The 22915-nt window shown below is 43.0% G+C and carries 21 protein-coding genes and 1 pseudogene; 6 read left to right on the forward strand and 16 right to left on the reverse strand.

Features of this window, described 5'->3' with window-relative positions; genetic code table 11:
* Positions 1–170: 170 nt before the first annotated feature.
* The 10 genes from rplI to ppsA all read right to left on the reverse strand — a co-directional run bounded on the left by rplI (position 171) and on the right by ppsA (position 10317).
* Entirely contained in the window at positions 171–617 is a 447-nt protein-coding gene (gene rplI / locus KUG37_RS04170; protein ID WP_216936339.1) for a 50S ribosomal protein L9, read from the reverse strand.
* A gap of 9 nt (positions 618–626) precedes the next feature.
* Positions 627–854: a 30S ribosomal protein S18 gene (gene rpsR / locus KUG37_RS04175; RefSeq protein ID WP_068888352.1), complete on the reverse strand. Its 228-nt coding sequence runs from the start codon at positions 852–854 to the stop codon at positions 627–629.
* Positions 855–866: 12 nt separating this feature from the next.
* Positions 867–1253 carry a 30S ribosomal protein S6 gene (gene rpsF, locus KUG37_RS04180; RefSeq protein WP_153371619.1) on the reverse strand — a complete coding sequence of 129 codons (387 nt, stop codon included), beginning with the start codon at positions 1251–1253 and terminating at the stop codon, positions 867–869.
* A 245-nt stretch (positions 1254–1498) separates the two neighbouring features.
* Positions 1499–2377, reverse strand: coding sequence for a heme o synthase (gene cyoE / locus KUG37_RS04185; protein WP_216936337.1), 879 nt, complete (start codon positions 2375–2377; stop codon positions 1499–1501).
* A 10-nt stretch (positions 2378–2387) separates the two neighbouring features.
* Entirely contained in the window at positions 2388–2714 is a 327-nt protein-coding gene (locus KUG37_RS04190; RefSeq protein WP_216936334.1) for a cytochrome o ubiquinol oxidase subunit IV, read from the reverse strand.
* Entirely contained in the window at positions 2714–3334 is a 621-nt protein-coding gene (cyoC, locus tag KUG37_RS04195) for a cytochrome o ubiquinol oxidase subunit III (protein WP_216936331.1), read from the reverse strand. The genes KUG37_RS04190 and cyoC overlap by 1 nt, the downstream gene beginning before the upstream one ends.
* Positions 3335–3338: 4 nt before the next feature.
* Positions 3339–5327, reverse strand: a complete 1989-nt coding sequence (cyoB, locus tag KUG37_RS04200; protein ID WP_216936329.1) for a cytochrome o ubiquinol oxidase subunit I — start codon at positions 5325–5327, stop codon at positions 3339–3341.
* Between the two features lie 3 nt (positions 5328–5330).
* Positions 5331–6425: a ubiquinol oxidase subunit II gene (gene cyoA, locus KUG37_RS04205; protein ID WP_216936327.1), complete on the reverse strand. Its 1095-nt coding sequence runs from the start codon at positions 6423–6425 to the stop codon at positions 5331–5333.
* Between the two features lie 300 nt (positions 6426–6725).
* Entirely contained in the window at positions 6726–7523 is a 798-nt protein-coding gene (locus tag KUG37_RS04210; RefSeq protein ID WP_216936325.1) for an RDD family protein, read from the reverse strand.
* A 415-nt stretch (positions 7524–7938) separates the two neighbouring features.
* Positions 7939–10317 carry a phosphoenolpyruvate synthase gene (gene ppsA, locus KUG37_RS04215; protein WP_216936323.1) on the reverse strand — a complete coding sequence of 793 codons (2379 nt, stop codon included), beginning with the start codon at positions 10315–10317 and terminating at the stop codon, positions 7939–7941.
* Between the two features lie 154 nt (positions 10318–10471).
* On the opposite strand from ppsA, the gene KUG37_RS04220 reads away from it, so the two are divergent.
* Positions 10472–11308 carry a pyruvate, water dikinase regulatory protein gene (locus tag KUG37_RS04220; protein WP_216936320.1) on the forward strand — a complete coding sequence of 279 codons (837 nt, stop codon included), beginning with the start codon at positions 10472–10474 and terminating at the stop codon, positions 11306–11308.
* A gap of 237 nt (positions 11309–11545) precedes the next feature.
* On the opposite strand, the gene KUG37_RS04225 is transcribed toward KUG37_RS04220, so the two are convergent.
* From KUG37_RS04225 to KUG37_RS04240, 4 genes are all read right to left on the reverse strand, one after another.
* Positions 11546–12106 carry a flavoprotein gene (locus tag KUG37_RS04225; protein WP_216936318.1) on the reverse strand — a complete coding sequence of 187 codons (561 nt, stop codon included), beginning with the start codon at positions 12104–12106 and terminating at the stop codon, positions 11546–11548.
* A gap of 315 nt (positions 12107–12421) precedes the next feature.
* Positions 12422–13426 carry an LLM class flavin-dependent oxidoreductase gene (locus tag KUG37_RS04230; protein ID WP_216936316.1) on the reverse strand — a complete coding sequence of 335 codons (1005 nt, stop codon included), beginning with the start codon at positions 13424–13426 and terminating at the stop codon, positions 12422–12424.
* A gap of 155 nt (positions 13427–13581) precedes the next feature.
* Positions 13582–14037, reverse strand: coding sequence for a hypothetical protein (locus KUG37_RS04235; RefSeq protein ID WP_216936314.1), 456 nt, complete (start codon positions 14035–14037; stop codon positions 13582–13584).
* A 236-nt stretch (positions 14038–14273) separates the two neighbouring features.
* Positions 14274–14705, reverse strand: a complete 432-nt coding sequence (locus tag KUG37_RS04240) for a glycine zipper 2TM domain-containing protein (protein WP_216936312.1) — start codon at positions 14703–14705, stop codon at positions 14274–14276.
* A gap of 348 nt (positions 14706–15053) precedes the next feature.
* Between KUG37_RS04240 and prfA the strand changes: the two genes are divergently transcribed.
* Together prfA and prmC are read left to right on the forward strand one after the other, a co-directional pair.
* The gene (gene prfA / locus KUG37_RS04245; protein WP_216936310.1) at positions 15054–16142 is read left to right on the forward strand and encodes a peptide chain release factor 1; all 1089 of its coding nucleotides are present in this window, start codon (positions 15054–15056) and stop codon (positions 16140–16142) included.
* On the forward strand, positions 16142–16960 hold the full coding sequence (gene prmC / locus KUG37_RS04250) for a peptide chain release factor N(5)-glutamine methyltransferase (protein WP_216936308.1): 819 nt from the start codon (positions 16142–16144) through the stop codon (positions 16958–16960). Before prfA ends, prmC begins: the two co-directional genes overlap by 1 nt.
* A 167-nt stretch (positions 16961–17127) precedes the next feature.
* Here the strand turns inward: prmC and KUG37_RS04255 are convergent, their stop codons facing one another.
* Together KUG37_RS04255 and KUG37_RS04260 are read right to left on the reverse strand one after the other, a co-directional pair.
* Complete coding sequence (locus tag KUG37_RS04255) at positions 17128–17481, reverse strand: hypothetical protein (RefSeq protein WP_216936305.1); 354 nt, start codon at positions 17479–17481, stop codon at positions 17128–17130.
* A 233-nt stretch (positions 17482–17714) separates the two neighbouring features.
* Complete coding sequence (locus tag KUG37_RS04260; protein WP_216936303.1) at positions 17715–18737, reverse strand: AraC family transcriptional regulator; 1023 nt, start codon at positions 18735–18737, stop codon at positions 17715–17717.
* 138 nt (positions 18738–18875) lie between these two features.
* Between KUG37_RS04260 and KUG37_RS04265 the strand changes: the two genes are divergently transcribed.
* The 3 genes and pseudogenes from KUG37_RS04265 to KUG37_RS04275 all read left to right on the forward strand — a co-directional run bounded on the left by KUG37_RS04265 (position 18876) and on the right by KUG37_RS04275 (position 22862).
* Positions 18876–19646, forward strand: coding sequence for an SDR family NAD(P)-dependent oxidoreductase (locus KUG37_RS04265; protein ID WP_216936301.1), 771 nt, complete (start codon positions 18876–18878; stop codon positions 19644–19646).
* A 171-nt stretch (positions 19647–19817) separates the two neighbouring features.
* Complete coding sequence (locus tag KUG37_RS04270; RefSeq protein ID WP_216940201.1) at positions 19818–20954, forward strand: acyl-CoA dehydrogenase family protein; 1137 nt, start codon at positions 19818–19820, stop codon at positions 20952–20954.
* A 260-nt stretch (positions 20955–21214) separates the two neighbouring features.
* Positions 21215–22862, forward strand: a pseudogene (locus KUG37_RS04275) (AMP-binding protein).
* Positions 22863–22915: the final 53 nt, after the last annotated feature.

Raw genomic sequence — 22915 nt, forward strand, 5'->3', positions numbered from 1 at the left:
TTCTTGGGTAAGGTGAGTATAGTTCATGATGCAACTTTGACTTTGGTCGGTCGGAAGCAAAATGCTAGCTCATCTTGCTTCTTTCCAATAATTTAATCTCTGTTGCACTTCATTTGAGAATCTAAGAGATAAAAAAAGCATGCTTTCGCATGCTTTTTTGAGGCGAGAAATTACTCAGCTACGATAGTAACTAGAACTTCTGCAATAACATCATGGTGCAATTGGATTGCGATGTTAAATTCGCCAGTGTGACGAAGTGCGCCATTTGGAAGACGTACTTCAGCACGGTCTACTTCTAGACCAGCATTTGTCAACGCGTCAGCGATGTCACGAGTACCGATTGAACCGAATAGTTTACCTTCGTCACCAGCTTTCGCAGTGATTACGATATTTACTTCGTTCAATTGGTCAGCACGTGCTTGAGCAGCAGCTAAAATATCAGCTTCAGCTTTCTCAAGTTCAGCACGACGAGCTTCAAAAGCAGCAGTGTTTGATTCTGTTGCAGCAACTGCCATACCTTGTGGGATAAGGAAGTTACGGCCATAACCAGCTTTAACTGATACTTTATCGCCTAGTTTACCTAGGTTTTTAATGCGTTGTAATAAAATAATATCCACAGCTCAACCTCACTTATGATTGTCAGTGTAAGGGATCAAAGACAAGTAGCGAGCTTGTTTAATAGCAAGCGCTAATTGACGTTGGTAACGAGCTTTAGTACCTGTAATACGGCTAGGAACAATTTTGCCGTTTTCAGTAACGTACTGTTTTAAAGTGTCGATATCTTTGTAATCGATGTACGCAACTTTCTCAGCTGTAAAGCGGCAGAACTTGCGACGACGGTAAAAACGTGCCATGTAATGTTCTCCTTATGCTTCAGCAGAATCTTGAGATTGTTGTGCTTCTTCACGTTGAGCTTTACGCGCACGCTTTTCTTCAGCACTTTTAGCAAGCAATGACTCTTCAGTGATTGCATTTTCACGACGGATGATCAGGCTACGAATGATTGCGTCGTTATAACGGAACAATTCTTCAAGCTCATCAAGAGTCGTTTGACCACACTCAACATTCATAAGAATGTAGTGAGCTTTATGGATCTTGTTAATTGGGTAAGCCAATTGACGACGACCCCAGTCTTCTAGACGGTGGATTTGACCTTCAGCTTCTTTGATGTGAGTTAGGTAACGTTCTACCATTCCCACAACTTGATCGCTTTGGTCTGGATGTACCAATAGTACGATTTCGTAGTGACGCATTGTCAGCTCCTTACGGTTTAGGCAGCCCCAATTTATAGTTAAATTGAAGCAAGGAGTCACAACCGAAGTTGTGCCGCTATTAAAAGCGAAGGGTGAATTGTAGTGATTTTAGCGCTGAAATACAAGTATTTCTGAGCAAAGGAACCGCCGGAGACAAAATCAAGCAGATCGGGTAGGGAGATGGTTAAAAATTTGAGAGTTCAGCAGGAATCAAAATAAAAAAAGATAGAGACTAACTCTATCTTTTAAAAAAACACAATCTGTGTAGGTGGTGCAGTTGAGGTAAAACTAAAGATAATACTGATTACAGTAATCAGGATCACAGAGAACAGGAAATATTTCTTTGCCCAAAGTTGATCATTTTCAGCTTTAAATCCAATGACACCCAGATACAACCAGTAAATGCACAGTAAGTTTAAAACCACTGCATAGAACCAGTTGGCATAACCAAAGACAAATAACGCATTCATGGTCAGGGTGAATAACACCACATAAACCAGTGATTCAATCTTGGTACGATGAATCGAACGCGCCACTGGCAAGATCGGAATACCTGCGTTTTTGTAATCATCAAAGCGGTAAATCGCAATCGCCCATGAGTGAGGCATTTGCCATAGTGCATAACCTAAAAAGATCAGTAACGCACCCAGGTCAAATTGATTGGCCACTGCGGTATAACCAATGACAGGCGGAGCTGCACCAGAGATACTGCCGACTACAGTTTGATGAATTGTGGTTCGTTTTGTCCATAAGCTGTAAAAACCAACATATACGACAAAACCAATCACCGCGAATAAGAAAGCGTACGCATTTACCCAGAACCATAAAAGACTAAAACCAACGATGCCTAATACCAGGGCAAATGCCAGGGCAACAGGTTCGGAAATGGTTTTGGTGACGAGAGCACGGTTTTGTGTGCGCTGCATTTTTTGGTCGATGTCCTGGTCAATCACGTTGTTGACCACACATCCTGATGCTACGACAAGCGTAGTACCGAGAAGGGTAATAAGCAGGAGAAGGAAATCTACAGAACCTTGAGTGGCTACGAAGTAGCCACCCAAAGTGGTAACAAAGTTACCGAAGAGAATTCCTGGCTTAGTCAGGAATAAATACTTTTTCAGCATGATGATCAGTTTAGATCATCATGTTGTAGTGTAGGTAATTCATGATCCATACAGAACCCACTAAAAGAATAGCGATGGTTAAGATGGTATACACGAACGCAATCACGTTCCAGCGTTGCTCTGAAGAAGAGTTCATATGCAGGAAGTAAATTAACTGCACAAGAATCTGAGCAACCGCAGTAATCGCAATGACGGTAATCAATGTACCACGGCCAAAACCGCCTGCCATTACCATACCGAATGGAATTACGGTAAGGATGACAGAAAGGATGAAACCAACAGTATATTGCTTAACGTTACCGTGTGATTCGCCAGCAGCATTATGATCGTGACTCATTACAGAACTCCCATCAAGTAAACTACGCTGAATACACAGATCCAAACGATGTCAAGGAAGTGCCAGAACAAGCTTAGGCAAGCTAGACGACGCGTGTTTGCAAGAGTCAAACCATATTTCTTGATTTGAACCATAAGCACGATCATCCAGACCAGACCAGAAGTTACGTGAATACCGTGCGTACCTACCAAAGTAAAGAACGCAGATAAGAACGCACTTGTGCTTGGACCATGACCGGCATGAACTAAATGATTGAACTCATAAAGTTCCATGCCGATAAACGCAGCACCGAATACCCAAGTAATCGCTAACCAAGTCAGTACTTTTGCAACATCTTTTTTGTATGCAGCAAGAACTGCAAAACCAAAGGTTACAGAAGAGATCAAGAGGGCGAAGGTTTCAGTAAGAACGAAACCTAAAGAGTCGCCAAACAGGTCTCTCGCACTTGGAGTACCCACAGGGATGTGGCTACTTAAAACAGCGAACGCAATGAAGAGTGTACCGAACAGGACAAGGTCACTCATCAAGTAAGTCCAGAAACCAAAGACGGTGATATCAGTATCATCGTGATGATGATGCTCATCGTGTCCTTGGTTATCGTGATGAAGTACTTCAGCCATTGTCTTAGTCCTTCTTCAAGTGTTTTTCAAGAATCGCATAGCGTTCGTTTTCAATACGCTCAACTTCAGCAGCTGGAACATAGTAATCCACTTTCTTGGTGAAAGAAGACACGATGAAGCTAACGATAGAAGCAATGAACGTAACAACTACTAACCACCAGATGTGCCAGATTAAACCGAAGCCCATAATAGTGATGAACATCGCGATAACGAAACCAGCAGCACGGTTAGTCGGCATATGCACGTCTTCATACTTCGTCGGTTTTGCGTACGCAACACCATTTTCTTTCTCGATCCAGAAAGTATCAATACCATGGATCGTTGGAAGATGAGCGAAGTTATAGAATGGAGCAGGAGATGATGTCGACCATTCAAGGGTACGACCATCCCATGGATCGCCAGTCAAATCTAGACGTTGCTCACGTTGTAGGAAACCAACCACGATTTGCATGATGAAACATACAATACCCAGCGCAATCAGAATTGCACCAAACATTGCAATGTTTACATACGGGTCCCAGTCTGGGTTATCAAATGTATTCAAACGACGAGTCATACCCATGAAACCAAGGATATAAAGCGGCATGAATGCAAAGTAGAAACCGAAGAACCAGAACCAGAACGCTGCTTTACCCCAAGTTTCATTCAGTCTCCAACCGAACATTTTCGGCCAGTAGAAGATGATACCTGCGAACATCGCGAATACTACACCACCAATAATTACGTTATGGAAGTGGGCAATCAGGAATAAAGAGTTATGTACCAGGAAGTCCGCTGGTGGAACCGCCATCAATACACCTGTTAAACCACCGATACCGAAAGTCACAAGGAAGCCAAGTGTCCATAGCATTGGGGTAGTGTAAACAATACGACCCTTGTACATGGTGAACAGCCAAGAGAAGATCTTCACACCTGTAGGAATCGCAATAATCATGGTCATGATACCGAAGAACGCGTTAACGTTGGCACCTGCACCCATAGTAAAGAAGTGGTGAACCCATACAACGAATGACAATACTGTGATTGCTACTGTTGCATACACCATTGATTTGTAACCGAACAATGCTTTGCGCGAGAAAGTCGCAACAACTTCTGAGTAAATACCAAATGCTGGTAATACCAGGATATACACTTCCGGGTGACCCCAAGTCCAAATCAAGTTTACATACAACATTGGGCTACCACCCAAGTCGTTGGTAAAGAAGTGGAAACCGAAGTAACGGTCAAGCGTTAACATTGCAATTGTTGCAGTCAACACTGGGAAAGCGGCAATAATCAATACTGCTGTACATAAAGATGTCCAGGTAAAGATTGGCATTTCCATAAGTTTCATGCCAGGTGCACGCATTTTGATGATGGTAACGAAGAAGTTAACACCCGTTAATAGCGTACCTAGACCTGAAATTTGCAGTGCCCAGATGTAGTAGTCCATACCTACGCCTGGAGAATATTCGATACCAGACAGTGGAGGGTATGCCATCCAGCCTGTTGCAGCGAACTCACCTAACGCGAGTGACACCATCATCAGACCCGCAGCGCCGGCGAATAACCAGAAGCTTAGAGAGTTCAATAATGGGAATGCAACGTCACGTGCACCGATTTGAAGCGGTACAGAGATGTTCATTAAACCAACTACAAGACCCATTGCCACGAAGAAGATCATAATCACGCCATGCGCGGTAAAGATCTGGTCGTAATGCTCAGGGTGTAAATAACCTTCGCCGCCACCTTTTGCAAGGAACTGCTGAAGACGCATCATGATCGCATCGGCGAAACCACGCACCAGCATGATCACAGATACGAAGATATACATGATACCAATTTTTTTATGGTCTACAGATGTGAACCATTCGTTCCACAGGTAGCCCCATTTTTTAAAGTAGGTAATACCGGCAACAACTACGATACCACCCAAGATCATCATTGCAACAGTTGCCAATACGATTGGATCGTAAGGAATTGCATCTGGACCTAACTTACCTAAGAAGCTCATGTCTTATTCCCCTTGAGAAGCAGTCGCATGTTCACCAGCTACATGAGCTTCAGAAGCAGCCGCTTCATGAGCAACAGCATCAGTCGCTGCAGCTTCTACAGGAGCTGAATGGTCAGCACCGTGGTAGTTACTCATATACTTGTGAATCACAGATTCAAACAAACCTGGCTCTACAGAAGAGTAGTAAGTCACAGGATGTGGCTTAGTTGGATAAGGCTTCATTGCTTCAGCAGTAGCCTTCTCTTCAGGAGTTTTAGCTTTTGCAATAATCACTTCGATTTGGTGTTTACCACGGTTACCGTCACGTAAATTTGCAAATTCAGCTTGGTCTAGAACAGTTTTTTGTACTGCATTCGGGTTAACTGAAGTACCGTTTCCTGCCTGAATAGCAGAAACCCATTCAGCAAATTGAGCATCGGTCACAGAATGTGCACGGAAGCGCATTTGTGAGAAGCCGTAACCTGAATAGTTTGAGGAGAAACCACGGTAGCCTTCAGCTGGACTAGTTTCATCAGCTAACAGGTTGAGGTGAGTTTGCATGCCTGCCATTGCATAAATCTGACCACTTAACGCCGGGATGAAGAATGAGTTCATCGTGAAGTTAGAGGTTAAACGAAGGCTTACCGGAGTTTTCTCTGGGAAACGCATTTCGTTAATTGTTGCAATACCTTGCTCAGGATAGATGAAGAGCCATTTAAATTGTTCAGCAATAACCTGAACAGTTAAAGGTGCTTTATCTGCTTCAATTGGACGGTATGGGTCATACTTGTGGGAACCCCACCAAGTTAACCAAGCTAAAATACCAATAATAATGACAGGGATACCCCATACTACAATTTCAATCGCAGTAGAGTGTGCCCATGTAGGTTTATAGTCTGCGTCTTTATTCGATGCGCGATATTTCCAACCGAACCATAATGCCATGATAATTGATGGAATAACCACCAACAGCATTAAGTAAATCGCAGTCATCATCAGGTTACTTTGACCTGCTGCAACTGGACCTTTAGAGTTCAGAAGTACCATATCACCACCACACCCGGTCAAGAGTGCAGTCATCGCAGATAAAGACAATACAGCTAAAATCGTTTGTCTCATTTTACAACCTCGGTGAAGAGTCCCATTCCCTAATTTAATATGGGATAGCGATTAAAGTGCACATGACTAAAAAGGCTGATTTTTTACAAAACATCCTATTTATCACAACGCACCGCTACGTTGTTGGGCATTATGCCTGAGATTAATGAACTAAGCTATATGTAAAGGCGCTTAAATGCCTGTAATAAAAACCGATTTTGGTAGGAGGGTTTGGGTAATATTTATAGGAATTTTATTTCAATTTCAAAGTTATGTAGGAAAAAACGGGATAAAGATCATCCCGTTTTATATGTTGCTAAATTATTGTTTTACTACTTGAGTTTTGGCCAGTTTATCGTGCAGGGTCTGACGTTTTTTACCCAAGCCGAAAGCCCAATCTATAATTAAGCTGAGAGGCATAAACATGATATTAAAGAAAATGAACAGCACACTGCGGATGGTGAAAGCACGCAATAAGCTGGTTTTTTCACCAGATTCAGCATCTACGATTTTGATTTTGGTTAGTTTTTTACCAATACTTTGGCCTGATTTGGCAATCAGGAAAGCTTGAATGGCCAGCATGATTATTAAATAGACCGCTGTGGCAAGCCATGCCTGCTGAGAAAACATCTCAAACATTTGGGTCTGTAATTGCTGAGCCAACGCAGGATCTGCATCACTGCTCAGCACTACATTCATAAACTGCTGGTTCAGTTGAGCGAAGCGGGTTTCCTGTTCAGGAGTGAAAAATGCAGTCAGGATGAAGGTCGCAGGTAGCCACAATAACAGATCTACAATTTTAGCCAGGATACGACTGGGGATACTGGCAAGTTCATTTTTCTTTGCAGCTACTTGAGATCCGGGCTGGCTATACGACGTTTTCGTTGTGTGGTTATGCTGAAACACAGGCGTTTCAGGTGTTGCTGCTGGAGCGACGTAGCCTTCAGGTTGATATACTGATTTACCTTGGGTAAGTTCACCCAAGGCTTTCCACTCTTTCATGCCTTGATGCCATGCTAGGTCAGTCAGCATGACTTGTTGATTCGCCAGCATCTGATTCAATTGCTCGAGCGTATATGGACCAGCTTGTTGATTGTTTCGTGCCAAGTAAATCTGCATATAGACTGAATCTCAATATATAAATGTGAACTGATAGTAGGTTTAATCGAGATTGTATTGAATTCGGTTTTGAAAACAAACATCCTCTCATCGTAAGATATAGATTAATTGAGGATTTTCAATCATATTTCTCATTAAAATGCGTCTTATGCGTAAACAGCAAGCGTCTGCATTTTTAAAGATATCTTACTGGACAGCTAGATAGATATTCATTATTGCCATTTTGATATGACTTTACTGTTGGTATTTGTTTGTCATTACAGTTTTCGTGTACTAATAGGCTTGAATATAATTATATTTATGAATTCAATTGTTTAGCTTTTAAATAGATTTGGGGTGGTAGATTTTCAAATAACAAATTATCTCGTCCATAAAAAAAGACCCTTTAACAGGGTCTTTTTTTATGAGTAATTAATTATGCTTTTTGCACTTTTTCTTCAGCTAGGAAGAACCAGGTGTCTAATACTGAGTCTGGGTTAAGCGACACAGATTCGATTCCCTGTTCCATCAGCCATTGTGCAAGATCTGGATGGTCAGAAGGACCTTGACCACAGATACCGACATATTTGCCGGCTTTATGGCAAGCTTGGATTGCCATAGAAAGCAATGCTTTCACCGCAGGATCACGTTCGTCGAACAGATGCGAAACAATACCAGAGTCACGGTCCAGACCAAGGGTTAACTGAGTCAAGTCATTCGAACCAATCGAGAAGCCATCGAAGTGCTCAAGGAATTGATCAGCCAATAGCGCATTGGTTGGAAGTTCGCACATCATGATCACTTTAAGACCATTTTCACCGCGCTTAAGACCATTCAATGCCAACAGCTCGATCACGCGTTTCGCTTCAGCCACAGTACGCACAAATGGAATCATGATCTGTACATTGGTTAAGCCCATTTCGTCACGAACTTTTTTCAATGCACGGCATTCAAGCTCGAAGCAGTCACGGAAGTTGTCAGACACGTAGCGGCTAGCACCACGGAAGCCCAGCATCGGGTTTTCTTCTTCTGGCTCGTATAACTTACCGCCAATCAGGTTTGCGTATTCGTTTGACTTGAAGTCAGACATACGTACGATCACTGGCTTGTCTGCGAATGCAGCAGCAAGAGTAGAAACACCTTCAACCAGTTTTTCTACATAGAATTCGATTGGAGAAGCATAACCTGCAGTACGCGCCATCACAGCAGCCCGTGTTTCGCGTGGCAGGCTGTCAATATTCAACAATGCTTTAGGATGCACACCGATCATACGGTTGATGATGAATTCTAAACGTGCAAGGCCAATACCTGCGTTTGGAATTTGCGCGAAGTCGAATGCACGATCAGGGTTACCCACGTTCATCATGACTTTAAATGGAAGAGCAGGCATAGATTCAATCGAATTACGTTGAATTTCGAAATCTAAAGCACCTTCATAAATAAAGCCTGTGTCGCCTTCAGCACAAGACACAGTCACTTCCTGACCGTCAACCAGCACTTCAGTAGCATTACCACAACCTACAATCGCAGGAACACCTAACTCACGTGCAATGATCGCAGCGTGACAGGTGCGGCCACCACGGTTGGTGATAATCGCAGCCGCACGCTTCATTACTGGCTCCCAATCTGGGTCAGTCATGTCCGATACCAGCACATCACCGTCTTGTACTTTGTCCATTTCTTTGATTGACGTTACGATACGGACTTTACCAGAACCGATACGTTGACCAATTGAGCGGCCTTCACAGATTACAGTACCGCGTTGCTTCAACAGGTAGCGTTCCATGGTGCCGACATTTTCACGGCTTTTTACTGTTTCAGGACGCGCCTGAACGATATAAATTTTGCCATCATCGCCATCTTTTGCCCACTCGATGTCCATTGGAGAACCGTAATGGTTTTCAATGATCAATGCTTGTTTGGCAAGTTCTTGTAGTTCCTGGTCGTTTAGAGCGAATTGTTGGCGTTCAGCTTTTTCAACATCAACCACAACGACCGATTTACCCGCAGAAGCTTCTTCACCATAAATCATTTTCTGGTGCTTGGAACCCAAGTTACGGCGAAGGATCGCGTGTCGGCCTGCATTTAAAAGCGGTTTAGAAATATAGAATTCGTCCGGGTTAACTGCACCTTGAACGACCATTTCACCCAAACCATAAGATGCGGTAATGAATACTGCATCACGGAAGCCTGATTCGGTATCCAATGTGAACATAACACCTGCAGCGCCAGTTTCAGAGCGAACCATGCGCTGGATACCCGCTGAAAGGGCAACTACGTCATGCGCGAAGTTTTGGTGTACACGGTAAGAGATTGCGCGGTCGTTATATAGTGATGCAAATACTTCCTTGATCGCAATCAGTACGTTATCAATACCGCGAATATTTAAGAAAGTTTCTTGCTGTCCAGCAAAAGAAGCATCCGGTAAATCTTCTGCAGTGGCAGATGAACGAACGGCAACCGCGATGTCAGGGTTGCCGTGAGAAAGTTCTGCAAATGCTGTACGAACTTCTTGTTCTAATGCCGGTGTAAGTGGAGTATCCACAATCCATTGACGAATTTTTGCGCCAGTTTCTGCGAGTGCATTCACATCATCAACATTGAGTGCAGCAAGCTCTGCAATGATTTTAGCGTTTAGGCCACTTTGCTCGAGAAATTCACGGTAGGCATCGGCAGTCGTTGCGAAACCACCTGGCACAGATACACCAGCATTTGCTAAGTGGCTGATCATTTCGCCTAGTGATGAGTTTTTCCCACCGACCAGCTCAACGTCGTGTTTCCCTAATTTTTCCAGACCAATTACGCGCGCTTCCAAAGTTGTTACTCCACTTTTGCAGTATTAATCACTATCTTGGCATGAGAGTATAGCAAATCATCTAGGTTTTTGATTTTACTAAGCGACAGTCATGTAAGATCGGTTTACTATAAAGATTATATAGCACTAAGACAAATGTTGGAGGAGAATTTTAATGTCGGAAGGTAAACAAATTCAGCGTAGTGTTTTCTTTATTTCAGATGGTACGGCCATCACCGCTGAAACGCTTGGACACTCGCTGTTGGCGCAGTTTCCACATGTTAAATTTGACATTCATATTATCCCTTACATTAGCTCTGAAGAAGCCGCTACAAGCGTGGTGGCAGAGATCAATGCAAGAGCTCAAATAGACGGTGAAAAACCCCTCGTATTTGATACCTTGGTTGATCCTTATGTGCGCGATATTATTAATACAGCAAATGCAGTAAATCTTGATGTATTTGAAGGTCTTATTAGTAAATTGGCCGAAGAATTGGGCACGATTCCTACGACTTTAGTCGGGCAGACCCATGCGGTGACGGACTCCGAATCCTATAAAGCCCGTATTGATGCTGTCCATTTTGCTTTGGATAACGATGATGGCGCACGCACCCGTCATTATGATAAAGCCGATCTGATTCTGATTGGCGTATCGCGTTCAGGTAAAACTCCAACCTCTATTTACCTGTCTTTGCAGTTCGGTATTCGCGTGGCGAACTACCCGCTAACCGAAGAAGATTTGGACGATAACCGACTACCAGCTGTGCTGCGACCGCATAAAAACAAGCTCTTTGGCTTGATGATTGATGCAGATCGCCTTGTAGCTATTCGTTCTGAGCGTAAGGCCAATAGCCGTTATGCCAGTTTTAGTCAGTGCCAGATGGAGTTGCGTGCGATTGAGGGGATTTATATTTCAGAGGGCATTAAGTATCTGAATGTCTCCGAAATGTCGATTGAGGAAATCTCGACACGGATATTGCAAATGACAGGTTTGAAACGTCGTATCGGTTAAAAACCAGATCAGAGCTAAACCTTGGTTTGGCTCTGATTTATAGTTAAAAATTACAAGTAAGCGGTTATTAATCGAAATAATGTATGAGATTTATAATCTAAATAAAATACCAAGCATCATATTTAAAAATATTACTTAGCTATTTTGTAAAATGAATCGTCAATTGGTGCTTGGCATGTAACTCCAATCTCATCATCAGCCCAGCATTTTTTATATTTAACTGCCCTCTTCAATTATTTATTCTGCTGAATAAGTATGAATAATGATATCGACTTGATGCTGCTCACCATTGATGCAATGAATCGTATTTTCAGAAATTTTCAGAATAGGCCAGGTAATCAGCTGGCAATTTTCACGCTGTAGCGCACCATAATAATGATCTGACTTCAGATAAGTTTTAGGAGATGATGCCAGATTTGGCATTAATTGGCGTCTTAGCCATAAATTTTGCACCTGATGTTCTAAAAATCGCAGAGAAAGCAGACTTTTAATCCGGTTATTAAACAAGCGACGATTTTTGCCAATCAGCGGATGATTAATAATTCGTTGCAGAATGCGGTCTGAACCTGGCAGTACAAAAGCAGGATTAATCTGGAAAACTTTCACAGAACGGGCATGTAGACTGATTTTATCCAGCTGGCTTACAGTAAACTGATCCGTACCAATAATCGCGATATCTTGATCTGCATAATCTAATGCTAGCAGCTCGGAAGAGGGCACTTTAATACCAGTAAACTGCTGAAAATGTTCAGGGCGATTTTCAAAAATAGCAGCCTGTGGATCCTGCTTGGTAGACATTAGAATTCCTTGAATTTATTTAATAATTAGTTTTTCTTTGGATAAGATATAAACAAAAACTTGAGCAAGGGTAAAGTGAAAAATTTAACTTAGACAGTCATCCATTTGTTCGAAATATAAAATCCGGTTTCATTGAGCTCTGAATGGCTTTAAATACGCTCTAAAAGAAATGAAGTTATCGCTTCAGAAGAGCAAGCTACTTCATGGCGTAGTAGATAGAAATGCTTTTAAGCGGATTAGTTTTATTTTAGCCTTTCATCTTTAACGATTAAAAACATCTACCCATTGCTGAGAATAGGTAGATGCCGCTTTCATTTATTGCCAGTTTTTAAGCTGCATCAACAGTTCAAAGTTACGCAGACGCTTGTCAGCGTCATAGATGTCACAAGTAAAGATAAACTCATCAACATCATATCTGGCTAAAAGCGATTCCAGCCCAGCTTTAACGGTTTCTTTGGAACCGACCTGAGCCATAGCAAAAAAATTATCGACTGACATTTTTTCAGGAGGCGTCCACAGACCTTCCATGGAGTCTATTGGTGCTTTAAGTTTCAGGCTTTGACCACGAATCAGTGACAAAACACGCTGATAGGCACTGGTCGCCAGATATTCTGCTTCTTCATCTGTATCTGCGACACAAGTCGGAACGCCCATTGAGATATAAGGACGATCCAGATATTCAGAAGGTTCAAAATTCTCACGATAGAGTTGAATTGCTTGACCAAGCATACGCGGAGCAAAATGTGAGGCAAATGAATAAGGCAGACCGAGTTTCGCAGCCAGCTGTGCACTAAACAGGCTGGAACCTAGAAGCCATACGGGTACGTGGGTGCTTTGACCTGGTGTGGCTACAATACGCTGATGCGGCTCTGGATCTTTAAAATATTGCAGAATTTCTAGCACATCTTGTGGGAACTGGTCTTCAGTTTCCTGGCGGCCACGACGCAGGGCACGCATGGTCATTTGATCAGTACCTGGAGCACGCCCCAAACCCAGTTCAACCCGGTTCGGATAGAGTGTTGCCAATGTACCGAACTGTTCAGCCACTACCAGCGGGGCATGGTTGGGCAGCATAACTCCGCCCGAGCCTAAAGTTAAGGTTTTGGTGTTCGCCAGTAAATAGCCTAAGAGAACTGCGGTTGCTGAACTGGCGATGCCATCCATATTATGATGTTCTGCCAGCCACATCCGGCGATAACCCAATTTTTCTGCTGCTTGGGCAAGTTCCAGCGCATGGTTCAGCGCGAATTGAATGGTCTTGTCGTCACGAACAGGAACCAGTTCGAGTATAGAGAACTGGGTATCGTTAAGCGTACGCATAGTATTACTCTTAAATAGATATCTCTAAAAGCATACGACTTTAGATTGTATTTGTATATCGAAAGAAATCGATATAAGTGTAAATCAAAAATAAAAACAAAAAAAATAAGCATCCGAAGATGCTTATAAAGGAGGAACGAGCAAAAGGGAGAATCTTAACGACGACGGTTGTTATAGCGATAATCGTTATAACGGTAATTACGAGAAGAGTTATAGCGACGTTCGTTACGGTCATCATAACGACGGTCTTCGCTTACTTTTTTACCTAAAGCTGAACCACCTGCTGAACCAAGTGCCGCACCGATATAACCCGCATTGCTACCGCCCATGTTTCGGCCTACCGCATAACCGGCACCGCCACCTAATGCGCCACCGATAATCGCACCATTACGGTCACGTTTATTTGCAGCTACTGCAGCACCCGCACCACCACCAATCGCAGAGCCGATTGTCGCACCAGTTGTACCACCCATTTTATTACCTACTGCGGCACCAACTACACCACCCAAAGCAGAAGCTAAAGCTGTATTGGTTGTATTGCCTGCATTGGCAGCTGTCATACCCATGGCTGAGGTTGCTACAACAGCGATCATTAAAGATTTATAGTTCATGAGGGCACCTTTTATATATATCTAGCTATATTGTGTTGATAAGATAAATTTAATCTAGCAAGCGCTAAACAGCATGGAGGCAATGTTGGCGAATTGTGATTTTTATCTCCTTAATTTATTCATGATGTATATATGATAATTTCATGTATTACTTGAAGTTTAATCTTATAGAGAAGCAATAAAAAAAGCACCCGAAGGTGCTCTTAAAGACGAATATTTTAGGTCTAACGCATTGATCAGTTATAACGATAATGACGTTTTTTCTTGTAGTGACGTGATTTGGCTTTTTCTGCAGTTTTGTCTTTGGAAATCTTGTTACCTAATGCAGCACCACCGGCAGCACCCAGGGCTGAACCGATATAACCGCCGTTGCTACCGCCCATATTTTTACCTACGGTATAACCTGCACCACCACCTAGCGCACCACCAATTGCAGATTCAGTACGGTTTTGCTTGCTGCTTGCAACCGCTGCACCGCCAGCACCACCTAAAGCCGCACCAAGGGTTGCGCCGGTGTTGCCACCCATGTTTTTACCTAATGCTGTACCTGCAACACTACCTAAAGCACTTGCTGCTGCAACACGAGCCGTACTGTCTGCATGTGCGTTTACGGTCAGCATTGAACCAGCAGCTAAAACTGTACTTATTAAAAGCGCATTGAGTTTCATGGCATTACTCCATGTCCATTTATAGGACTATATTTATTTCGATGTGACAAATGTAACAAATCATACCCAAAACAATATGAAGATGTTTCTTCATAATTAGCAGCTTTATTTGGCAAATTGTAAAATCAGCAAGAAATAAGAATAAGTTCGACTATAAAAAAGGCAATTTCACTGTTTTTAATCATATTTGCTAATAGGTGCTGTAAGAGCGATGAATGATCCGCGACACGGACTTACTCAATAATGATGTTCATTAGAAGCCAGAGTCGTTAAACTAGGCGCAATTTTTTGATTTCGCTGTGCTAAAGCAATTTTTAGTCACAGCCAATGTTTGAGATTTTTTAGAAAATGAAAGAATCGTTACGTTTACGATTAGACCAACTCTCTGACCGTCATGAAGAACTGACCGCATTACTGGCTGATATAGAAGTCATTTCTGATAATAAGCGCTTCCGTCAACTGTCACGTGAGCATAATGACTTAACAGAAATCACCAATGTCTGGACCAAGTACAGACAGGCTGAACAAGACATCGAAACCGCTCAGGCTATGTTGTCAGATCCTGACTTCAAGGAAATGGCTCAGGAAGAAATTAAAGAGAATAAAGCTTTAATTGAGTCGCTCGAAGCTGAGCTGAACATCCTGATGATTCCGAAAGACCCGAATGATGCCAATTCTGCATATTTAGAAATTCGTGCTGGAACCGGTGGTGATGAAGCAGCAATTTTCTCCGGTGATTTATACCGCATGTATAGTAAATATGCGGAGTCACAAGGCTGGCGTCTTGAAATTTTGTCTGAAAATGAAGGCGAGCATGGCGGTTATAAAGAAGTCATTTGTCTGATTAATGGTGAAGGGGTTTACGGTCGTTTAAAATTTGAAAGTGGTGCGCACCGTGTACAGCGTGTACCGGCGACCGAATCACAGGGCCGTGTGCATACGTCTGCCTGTACCGTTGCGATTTTGCCTGAAGTAGATGTGGATACTTCGGTTGAAATTAATTCAGCTGATTTACGGATTGATACCTATCGTGCCTCAGGTGCGGGTGGTCAGCACATTAACAAAACCGATTCTGCGGTACGTATTACCCATATTCCAACTGGTACTGTGGTGGAATGTCAGGATGAGCGTTCACAGCATAAGAACAAGGCCAAGGCGATGGCACTGCTGGTATCACGTTTAGAAAATGCTAAACGTGCTGCTGCAGATGCTGCAACCTCGGAAATGCGTCGTGACCTGGTGGGTTCGGGGGATCGTTCAGAACGTATCCGTACCTATAACTATCCGCAAGGGCGTATGACTGACCATCGTATTAACTTAACCTTGTATAAGTTAGATGCGGTCATGGAAGGTGATCTGACTGAATTGCTGGACAGCTTGCATCGCGAATATCAGGCCGATCAGTTGGCCATGCTTGCACAGCAGAATGGTGGATAATGAATATTTTACAAGCACTGGCTTTGCGCGGCGAAGCTGAAAGTTACGAACGTCAGGAAAATGCCTGGTTACTGGAACACATCACCAAGATTGATTCATTTGATCTGCTGATGAAAAAAGATCAGGAATTAAGTCCTGAACAGGAACAGGCTTATAAGGACGGTCTGGCACGTATTGCTGCTGGTGAACCTTTGGCTTATGTCACAGGTTCACAGCCATTTTGGACTTTGGATCTGAAAGTGACTAAAGATACTTTGGTGCCACGTCCGGATACTGAAGTGCTGGTGGAAACCGTGTTGAAGTTGGATTTGCCTGAAGATGCCCGTGTGGCAGATTTGGGTACAGGGACAGGTGCAATTGCCTTATCGCTGGCATCGGAGCGTCCTGAATGGGTAATTGTGGCATCAGATATTTATGCGCCTACCCTCGAAGTGGCGAAATACAATGCCGAACAGCATGATATTGAGAATGTAGAATTTATTCTGGGTTCGTGGCTGAAGCCATTTGGCCGTCAGTTCTTTGACGTGATTGCTTCAAATCCGCCGTATATCGATGCGAACGATACGCATATGCAGCATCTGGCGACAGAGCCGGAACGTGCACTGGTTGCGCAGAAAAAGGGTCTGGCTGATCTGGAAGACATTATCATTCAGGCCAAAAAGCATTTAACCGTCAAGGGTTGGGTGGTGCTAGAACATGGTTATGATCAGGCTGATGCCGTACAGCATTTGTTTAAACAAGCAGGTTATAAGCAAGTCCGTACTGTAAAAGATTACGGCGGTAATGACCGGGTGACTTTAGGCCAGTGGCCGCATTAATCTGTGATCTTTCTTTATAAAAAAGCGGCCGAAGTGGTCGCTTTTTTATTGGTTTTTTTAAAGCTCTAGCATATGACACACTCAGTATTTTAATGACATTCCAGTAAACTCTTATAAATAAAAAAAACGATGCCGGAGCATCGCTTTTGATAAATTCTTAAAAAGAATTACATCGGACAGTCTTGCAGACAGTCATACACTTCTACCTGCTCCAGACTACCGGTTTCGATTGCCAAGCAGAGTGCCACAACTTTTAAGGTATCTGCAAAACACTTTTCATCCTTCAAGGCAATACCTTGCTGTAATTCATTGATACGTTCTGCCGAAATTTCAAGCGCCTGCGCTGTTTCCACTGCGTCTACCTGGTTAAAGAAGTGCAGAATTGCACCTTTCAGTTCTGCATCCGATGCATTTAAAATCCCTTGATTCAACTGTTCCGTGATCAGATCTGTCGAAGAAAATAAAGCTTTAGAGAAGTTTTGGACAAGATTTTGTCCAAGTACATCAGACATCTTTAACATGGAGATACCTTCAAAATGAAAGGAAAATGAAAATAGAGAATTCAGCCAATAGCAAAGTGCTATAAATTGAGTGAAAAGTAATCTATTCTAAGTGGAATTACAAAGCTTTCAGGATGACTGTATAGTCCTGCTAATATATGCTTTAGGGCTTGAAATATATAATCATAATAAAAATAATATCTTAGATTGAGCGTGTGTATTATTGATATTTTTAATGTCTATCTTTATATATATTAACTAATATTATTCTGGCGGTAAGCACCTGGACTGACTCCAGTCCATTTCTTAAAGGCACGATGAAATGCACTGGCTTCCTGAAAGTTAAGCTGATCGCTAATTTCTTGCAAACTTTGTTCAGTACGGGTTAGCAATTCAATTGCCGTATCCCGGCGTATATCATTTTTCAACTGTTGATAGCTGACACCTTCGCTTTTTAAACGCCGTTGCATGGTTGCTTCAGACATATTCATTTTTAAAGCCAGTTCATTGAGTTCCAGCCATTCTGATGGTGAAACTTGTAGAAGTTTCCGGCGAATCTGGGTGCTTAATGCATAAGGATTTTTAAAACGTACCAATATATTTTGTGGCGTTTGCTGAATAAACTGATACCAGGACCGGGTATCTTGTTTAATCGGGAGTTGCAGATAGCTCGCATCGAATTGCACATAGTTTTCACTGGCCTGATATTCAATCTGTTCACAAAAACGGACTTTGTAATCAAAATCATCCAGGGGTGCTGCACATTTCAGTTGAATCTGATTGAGTAAGATCCGTTGCCCACTTAACCAGCAGATCAAGGTGTGAATCAGCATCAGGTAGGTCGCATAACTAAACACGCGTTTGGTGGCTTTTAAATCATAAATCACGATATAGGCATAGTGTTCCTCAACCATAAGCGTGCTTTGCAAATCGTCCAGGAGCAAGTTGAGAAATTGTAAAATGTGTTGTAGCGCCTTTTCCAGTGTATCTGCCTGAATGACCATTTTTGAAAGTAATTTAAAGCTGCCACGGCGCATCGCATGACTGTCCATACCAAAAAATTCGTCATTCATGCTGTCTGCAAGCACAGTCCATAACTGGGCAAATTGACTGACCGACACCCGTGCCTTGGGAGCATTCAGTAATTCCGCTGGAATGTTGGCTTTTTTCAAAATTTCAGGGATATCAAATTGCAGCCGTTTTGCATCTAGCAGGGCTTCGTTCACCAGATCAATCGAAATGGTGCCTTTGCTATATTCCAATACAATCTTATGCATATTCGGTCTGATATCCTTATTTTCATTGTCCAAATACATCATGCAAGATGCAATATTTGGAAATTGTACAGAAGAAGAGTTCTGTTTACTCTGCATATTAAGTCGTATCTGAAATATAAAAATTGCGAGGGAAGAAACATGAAAATTCAGGGAAAAGTAATAGTCATTACCGGTGGCGCCTCAGGTTTGGGGGCAGCCACTGCAACTCACTTGGTTGAACACGGCGCTAAAGTGATTCTGGTGGATATGAATCAGGAGCAGGGCCAAGCACTACAGCAGCAACTGGGTTCCCAGTCTGAATTTGTACAGCTGGATGTCATCGATGAGCAGGCAGTTGAAGCTTTTCTTGCACACGTCGAAAATACTTATGGTCAACTGAATGGTCTGGTCAATTGTGCCGGTATTGCGCCATCTGCCAAAGTGTTGGGACGTAATGGCATCCATGAATTAGCCATGTTCCAAAAAGTGCTGAATATTAATGTGACTGGCACATTTAATATGTTGCGTCATGCAGCAGCTTTAATTGCAAAATATGAGCTGCAATCTGGCGAAGAAGAGCGTGGCGTAATTGTGAATACCGCCTCGGTTGCCGCTTATGACGGTCAAATTGGCCAGACTGCCTATGCTGCGTCTAAAGGTGCTGTGGTCGCAATGACTTTACCTTTGGCACGAGAGCTGGCTCGGGAGGCCATTCGAGTGATGACCATCGCGCCAGGCATTATGGAAACCCCAATGCTGAAAGGCATGCCACAAAATGTTCAGGATGCTTTGGGGCAAATGGTGCCATTTCCACCGCGTCTGGCCAAACCACAGGAATTCGCCCAGCTGGTAGGACATATTTTTGAAAATAGCTATTTAAATGGTGAGGTCATTCGTCTGGATGGCGCAATCCGTATGGCACCAAAATAATCTTTTAACTTAAACACACTTTCCCTGATTCATAAGAATAGCAACTGTATGTCAGGGGAAAGTTGCAGCCTGAATTTGCCGAATACCTCTAGGAAAGATGAGGGCAAGAGCAGTTAGTACATTTTGCTGAAGATGAATGCAGAACAGAAATAAATAAGAGGGAAATAGCCCGTGCTTTTAAATGACGAACAAAAAATGATTCAGGACATGATGCGTAACTATTCGCAGCAAAAACTGAAACCCACAGCAGCCTTACGCGATAAAACAGCACAATTTCCAGCACAGGAACTCAAAGAACTTGGTGAGCTTGGTGCGCTCGGTATGACGGTAGCTGAAGAGTGGGGCGGTGCAGGTCTGGATTATGTCTCACTGGTTTTGGCTCTTGAAGAAATTGCCGCAGGCGATGGAGCAATCTCGACCATCATTAGTGTGCAGAACTCTTTGCCTTGTGGCATTACCCAGCGCTATGGCACTGAAGCACAAAAACAGCAGTATTTGACCAAACTGGCAACTGGTGAATGGCTCGGCTGTTTCTGTTTAACAGAACCTCAGGCCGGTTCAGATGCCAGTGCGCTTGAGTGTAAAGCTGAACGTGATGGTGATGAATGGGTGTTAAATGGCACCAAGCAGTTTATTACGACAGGTAAACATGCGCAGATCGCCTTGGTCTTTGCTGTCACGGATAAGTCGGCAGGCAAAAAAGGTATTTCATGCTTCTTGGTGCCAACCGATGCACCGGGTTATATCGTGTCACGCCTAGAAGAAAAAATGGGTCAGCATTGTTCCGATACCGCGACCATTGTTCTGGATCAGTGCCGGATTCCAGCGGAGAATCTGCTGGGTCAGGAAGGTGAAGGCTACAAGATTGCCCTGTCGAACCTTGAGTCGGGTCGTATCGGAATTGCTGCACAATCGGTAGGAATGGCTCGCGCTGCACTCGATGCTGCGGTGGAATATGCCAATGAGCGTAAAGCTTTTGGTGTGGAAATTGTGCAGCATCAAGCCGTAGCTTTTAGACTGGCAGACATGGCAACACAAATAGAAGCTGCACGTCAGCTCACCTTACATGCTGCGACTTTAAAAGATGCAGGATTGGCCTGTTTAAAAGAAGCTTCAATGGCAAAACTGTTTGCATCTATCATTGCAGAACGGGTCTGTTCCGATGCGATCCAGATTCATGGTGGCTATGGTTATGTATCTGATTTTCCTGTTGAGCGGATTTATCGAGATGTGCGCGTCAGTCAGATTTATGAAGGCGCATCGGATATTCAACGCTTGGTGATTGCGCGTGAAGTCTGTCAGCGCTGAGACTATTTAAAAATAAATTTGGTCGATGCTCAAAGCCAGATTTTTTATTTATAAGTGTGAAAATTGCCAGTATCAACGAGACATGATGAGGGCATGGCCTGTATTACTCAGACTAGACAAAAAATCTTCATTCCTGTTCTAGCCATAGGGAATGCAGTTTTGAAAAAACATGCTGACGGAATTAGCAAGAACAATAATGATAAATGGACACAGTCAGGCAGGGTCGCCTGAAACATATAACAGGAAAAGAGGTTGTCGTCATGAAGACATTAGAACAAGCATATGTTGAATTTGATTTTGAAAAAATGGTTCAGGAACAGCTGGTGGGAAATGCAGATTGCATCAATGCCTATACCGAATGTTGTGGGCGGTTACCTAGGTCAAAACCGAACGGCGCTAATCTGGGAAGACAAGAATGGTGAAGCAGAGCAGTGGACCTTTGAACAACTGGCAGTCGCTTCAGGGCAGCTGGCCAATTATATGCATTCCTTGGGGTTGAAAGCCGGCGACTGTATTGCGGGATTGCTACCAAGAACACCAGCACTCTTAATTACTATATTAGCAACCTGGCGGATTGGTGCCATTTATCAACCTTTATTTACTGCCTTTGAAAGCAAAGCCATTGAACATCGTATCAGTACAGCCAATACCCAATTGATTGTCACTGACCAAGAGCAGCAACTGAAACTTCATGATCTGAATGTCCCCAACATTCTAACTGTGCATCAGGAAGCGGCAGAACAATATCCAGATGCCGATTTCTGGACAGAGCTACAGCGACAACCAGAAGAGTTTGAACCCTTAAGTTGCAAGTTTAATGATATCTTTTTGATGATGTTTACTTCAGGCACCACTGGTTTGGCTAAATCGGTTCCGGTGCCTTTAAAAGCCTTACTGGCCTTTAAAGGCTATATGCTGCACGCTGTAGATCTGCGGAAAGAAGATTCCTTCTGGAATCTGGCAGACCCGGGCTGGGCATATGGACTATATTATGGCATTGCCGGGCCACTCAGTTTAGGGCACAGCATCATCATGGATGAACGTGGCTTTAGTGTAGATAACGCCGTACAAATCATTCAAAAATATCAGGTCAGCAATCTGACGGGATCGCCCACCGCATTTCGCATGTTGTTTGGCTTTAAAGAAAAATTTGATGCAGGCATCAGTTCGCATTTACGCGTGGTGAGTAGCGCAGGTGAGCCGCTTACGCCTGAAGTGATTCAGTGGTTCAACCATGATTTAAATGTGAATATTTATGATCAATATGGACAGACTGAACTCGGTATGGTGATTGCCAATCATCATGGCCTGGAACATCATAAAAAAGTCGGTTCAGCTGGTTTTGCCATTCCTGGGCATCGCTTTGCGGTGTTGACTAAAGAACATCAGGAGGTAGAAAAAGGGGAGATTGGAACTTTAGCAATAGACTGTTCAGCTTCACCTTTGATGTGGTTTGAAGGCTATGCAGGACATAACCGTAAATCATTTGTCGGGCAGTATTATTTAACTGGCGATACCGTAAAACTGAATGAATATGGTGGCATTGATTTTATTGGGCGTGCGGACGATGTCATTACAACTTCGGGCTATCGGGTCGGGCCTTTTGATGTAGAAAGTACCTTGCTTGAATGTGAAGAGGTACTTGAGTCTGCAGTAGTCGGTAAACCAGATCCAGAACGAACGGAAATTGTAAAAGCCTTTGTGGTGCTTAAATCAGCTTATCCCGCCACTGAGGAATTAATGTTGAAGCTGCAAAGCTATGTACGTTCAAGATTATCCAAACATGCATATCCAAAAGAGATTGAGTTTGTCGAATCTTTACCTAAAACCTCCAGTGGTAAAATTCAGCGTAATTTACTCAAACAGCAGGAAATTGCCAAAATCCAAGAAATAAAACAAGTCAGTTAGTTTTTAAAACTAATTTTTTAATGAAATGCCAAAAGGCTGCCATGGCAGCCTTT

This window comes from Acinetobacter sp. BY419, from assembly GCF_019038395.1.
Taxonomy (GTDB): Bacteria; Pseudomonadota; Gammaproteobacteria; order Pseudomonadales; family Moraxellaceae; genus Acinetobacter.

Coding starts and splice junctions, on each gene's coding strand:
- rpsR (WP_068888352.1), bottom strand. CDS start 854: ATGGCACGTTTTTACCGTCGTCGCAAGTTCTGCCGCTTTACAGCTGAG.
- rpsF (WP_153371619.1), bottom strand. CDS start 1,253: ATGCGTCACTACGAAATCGTACTATTGGTACATCCAGACCAAAGCGAT.
- cyoE (WP_216936337.1), bottom strand. CDS start 2,377: ATGCTGAAAAAGTATTTATTCCTGACTAAGCCAGGAATTCTCTTCGGT.
- KUG37_RS04190 (WP_216936334.1), bottom strand. CDS start 2,714: ATGAGTCACGATCATAATGCTGCTGGCGAATCACACGGTAACGTTAAG.
- cyoC (WP_216936331.1), bottom strand. CDS start 3,334: ATGGCTGAAGTACTTCATCACGATAACCAAGGACACGATGAGCATCAT.
- cyoB (WP_216936329.1), bottom strand. CDS start 5,327: ATGAGCTTCTTAGGTAAGTTAGGTCCAGATGCAATTCCTTACGATCCA.
- cyoA (WP_216936327.1), bottom strand. CDS start 6,425: ATGAGACAAACGATTTTAGCTGTATTGTCTTTATCTGCGATGACTGCA.
- KUG37_RS04210 (WP_216936325.1), bottom strand. CDS start 7,523: ATGCAGATTTACTTGGCACGAAACAATCAACAAGCTGGTCCATATACG.
- KUG37_RS04220 (WP_216936320.1), top strand. CDS start 10,472: ATGTCGGAAGGTAAACAAATTCAGCGTAGTGTTTTCTTTATTTCAGAT.
- KUG37_RS04225 (WP_216936318.1), bottom strand. CDS start 12,106: ATGTCTACCAAGCAGGATCCACAGGCTGCTATTTTTGAAAATCGCCCT.
- KUG37_RS04230 (WP_216936316.1), bottom strand. CDS start 13,426: ATGCGTACGCTTAACGATACCCAGTTCTCTATACTCGAACTGGTTCCT.
- KUG37_RS04235 (WP_216936314.1), bottom strand. CDS start 14,037: ATGAACTATAAATCTTTAATGATCGCTGTTGTAGCAACCTCAGCCATG.
- KUG37_RS04240 (WP_216936312.1), bottom strand. CDS start 14,705: ATGAAACTCAATGCGCTTTTAATAAGTACAGTTTTAGCTGCTGGTTCA.
- prfA (WP_216936310.1), top strand. CDS start 15,054: ATGAAAGAATCGTTACGTTTACGATTAGACCAACTCTCTGACCGTCAT.
- prmC (WP_216936308.1), top strand. CDS start 16,142: ATGAATATTTTACAAGCACTGGCTTTGCGCGGCGAAGCTGAAAGTTAC.
- KUG37_RS04255 (WP_216936305.1), bottom strand. CDS start 17,481: ATGTTAAAGATGTCTGATGTACTTGGACAAAATCTTGTCCAAAACTTC.
- KUG37_RS04260 (WP_216936303.1), bottom strand. CDS start 18,737: ATGCATAAGATTGTATTGGAATATAGCAAAGGCACCATTTCGATTGAT.
- KUG37_RS04265 (WP_216936301.1), top strand. CDS start 18,876: ATGAAAATTCAGGGAAAAGTAATAGTCATTACCGGTGGCGCCTCAGGT.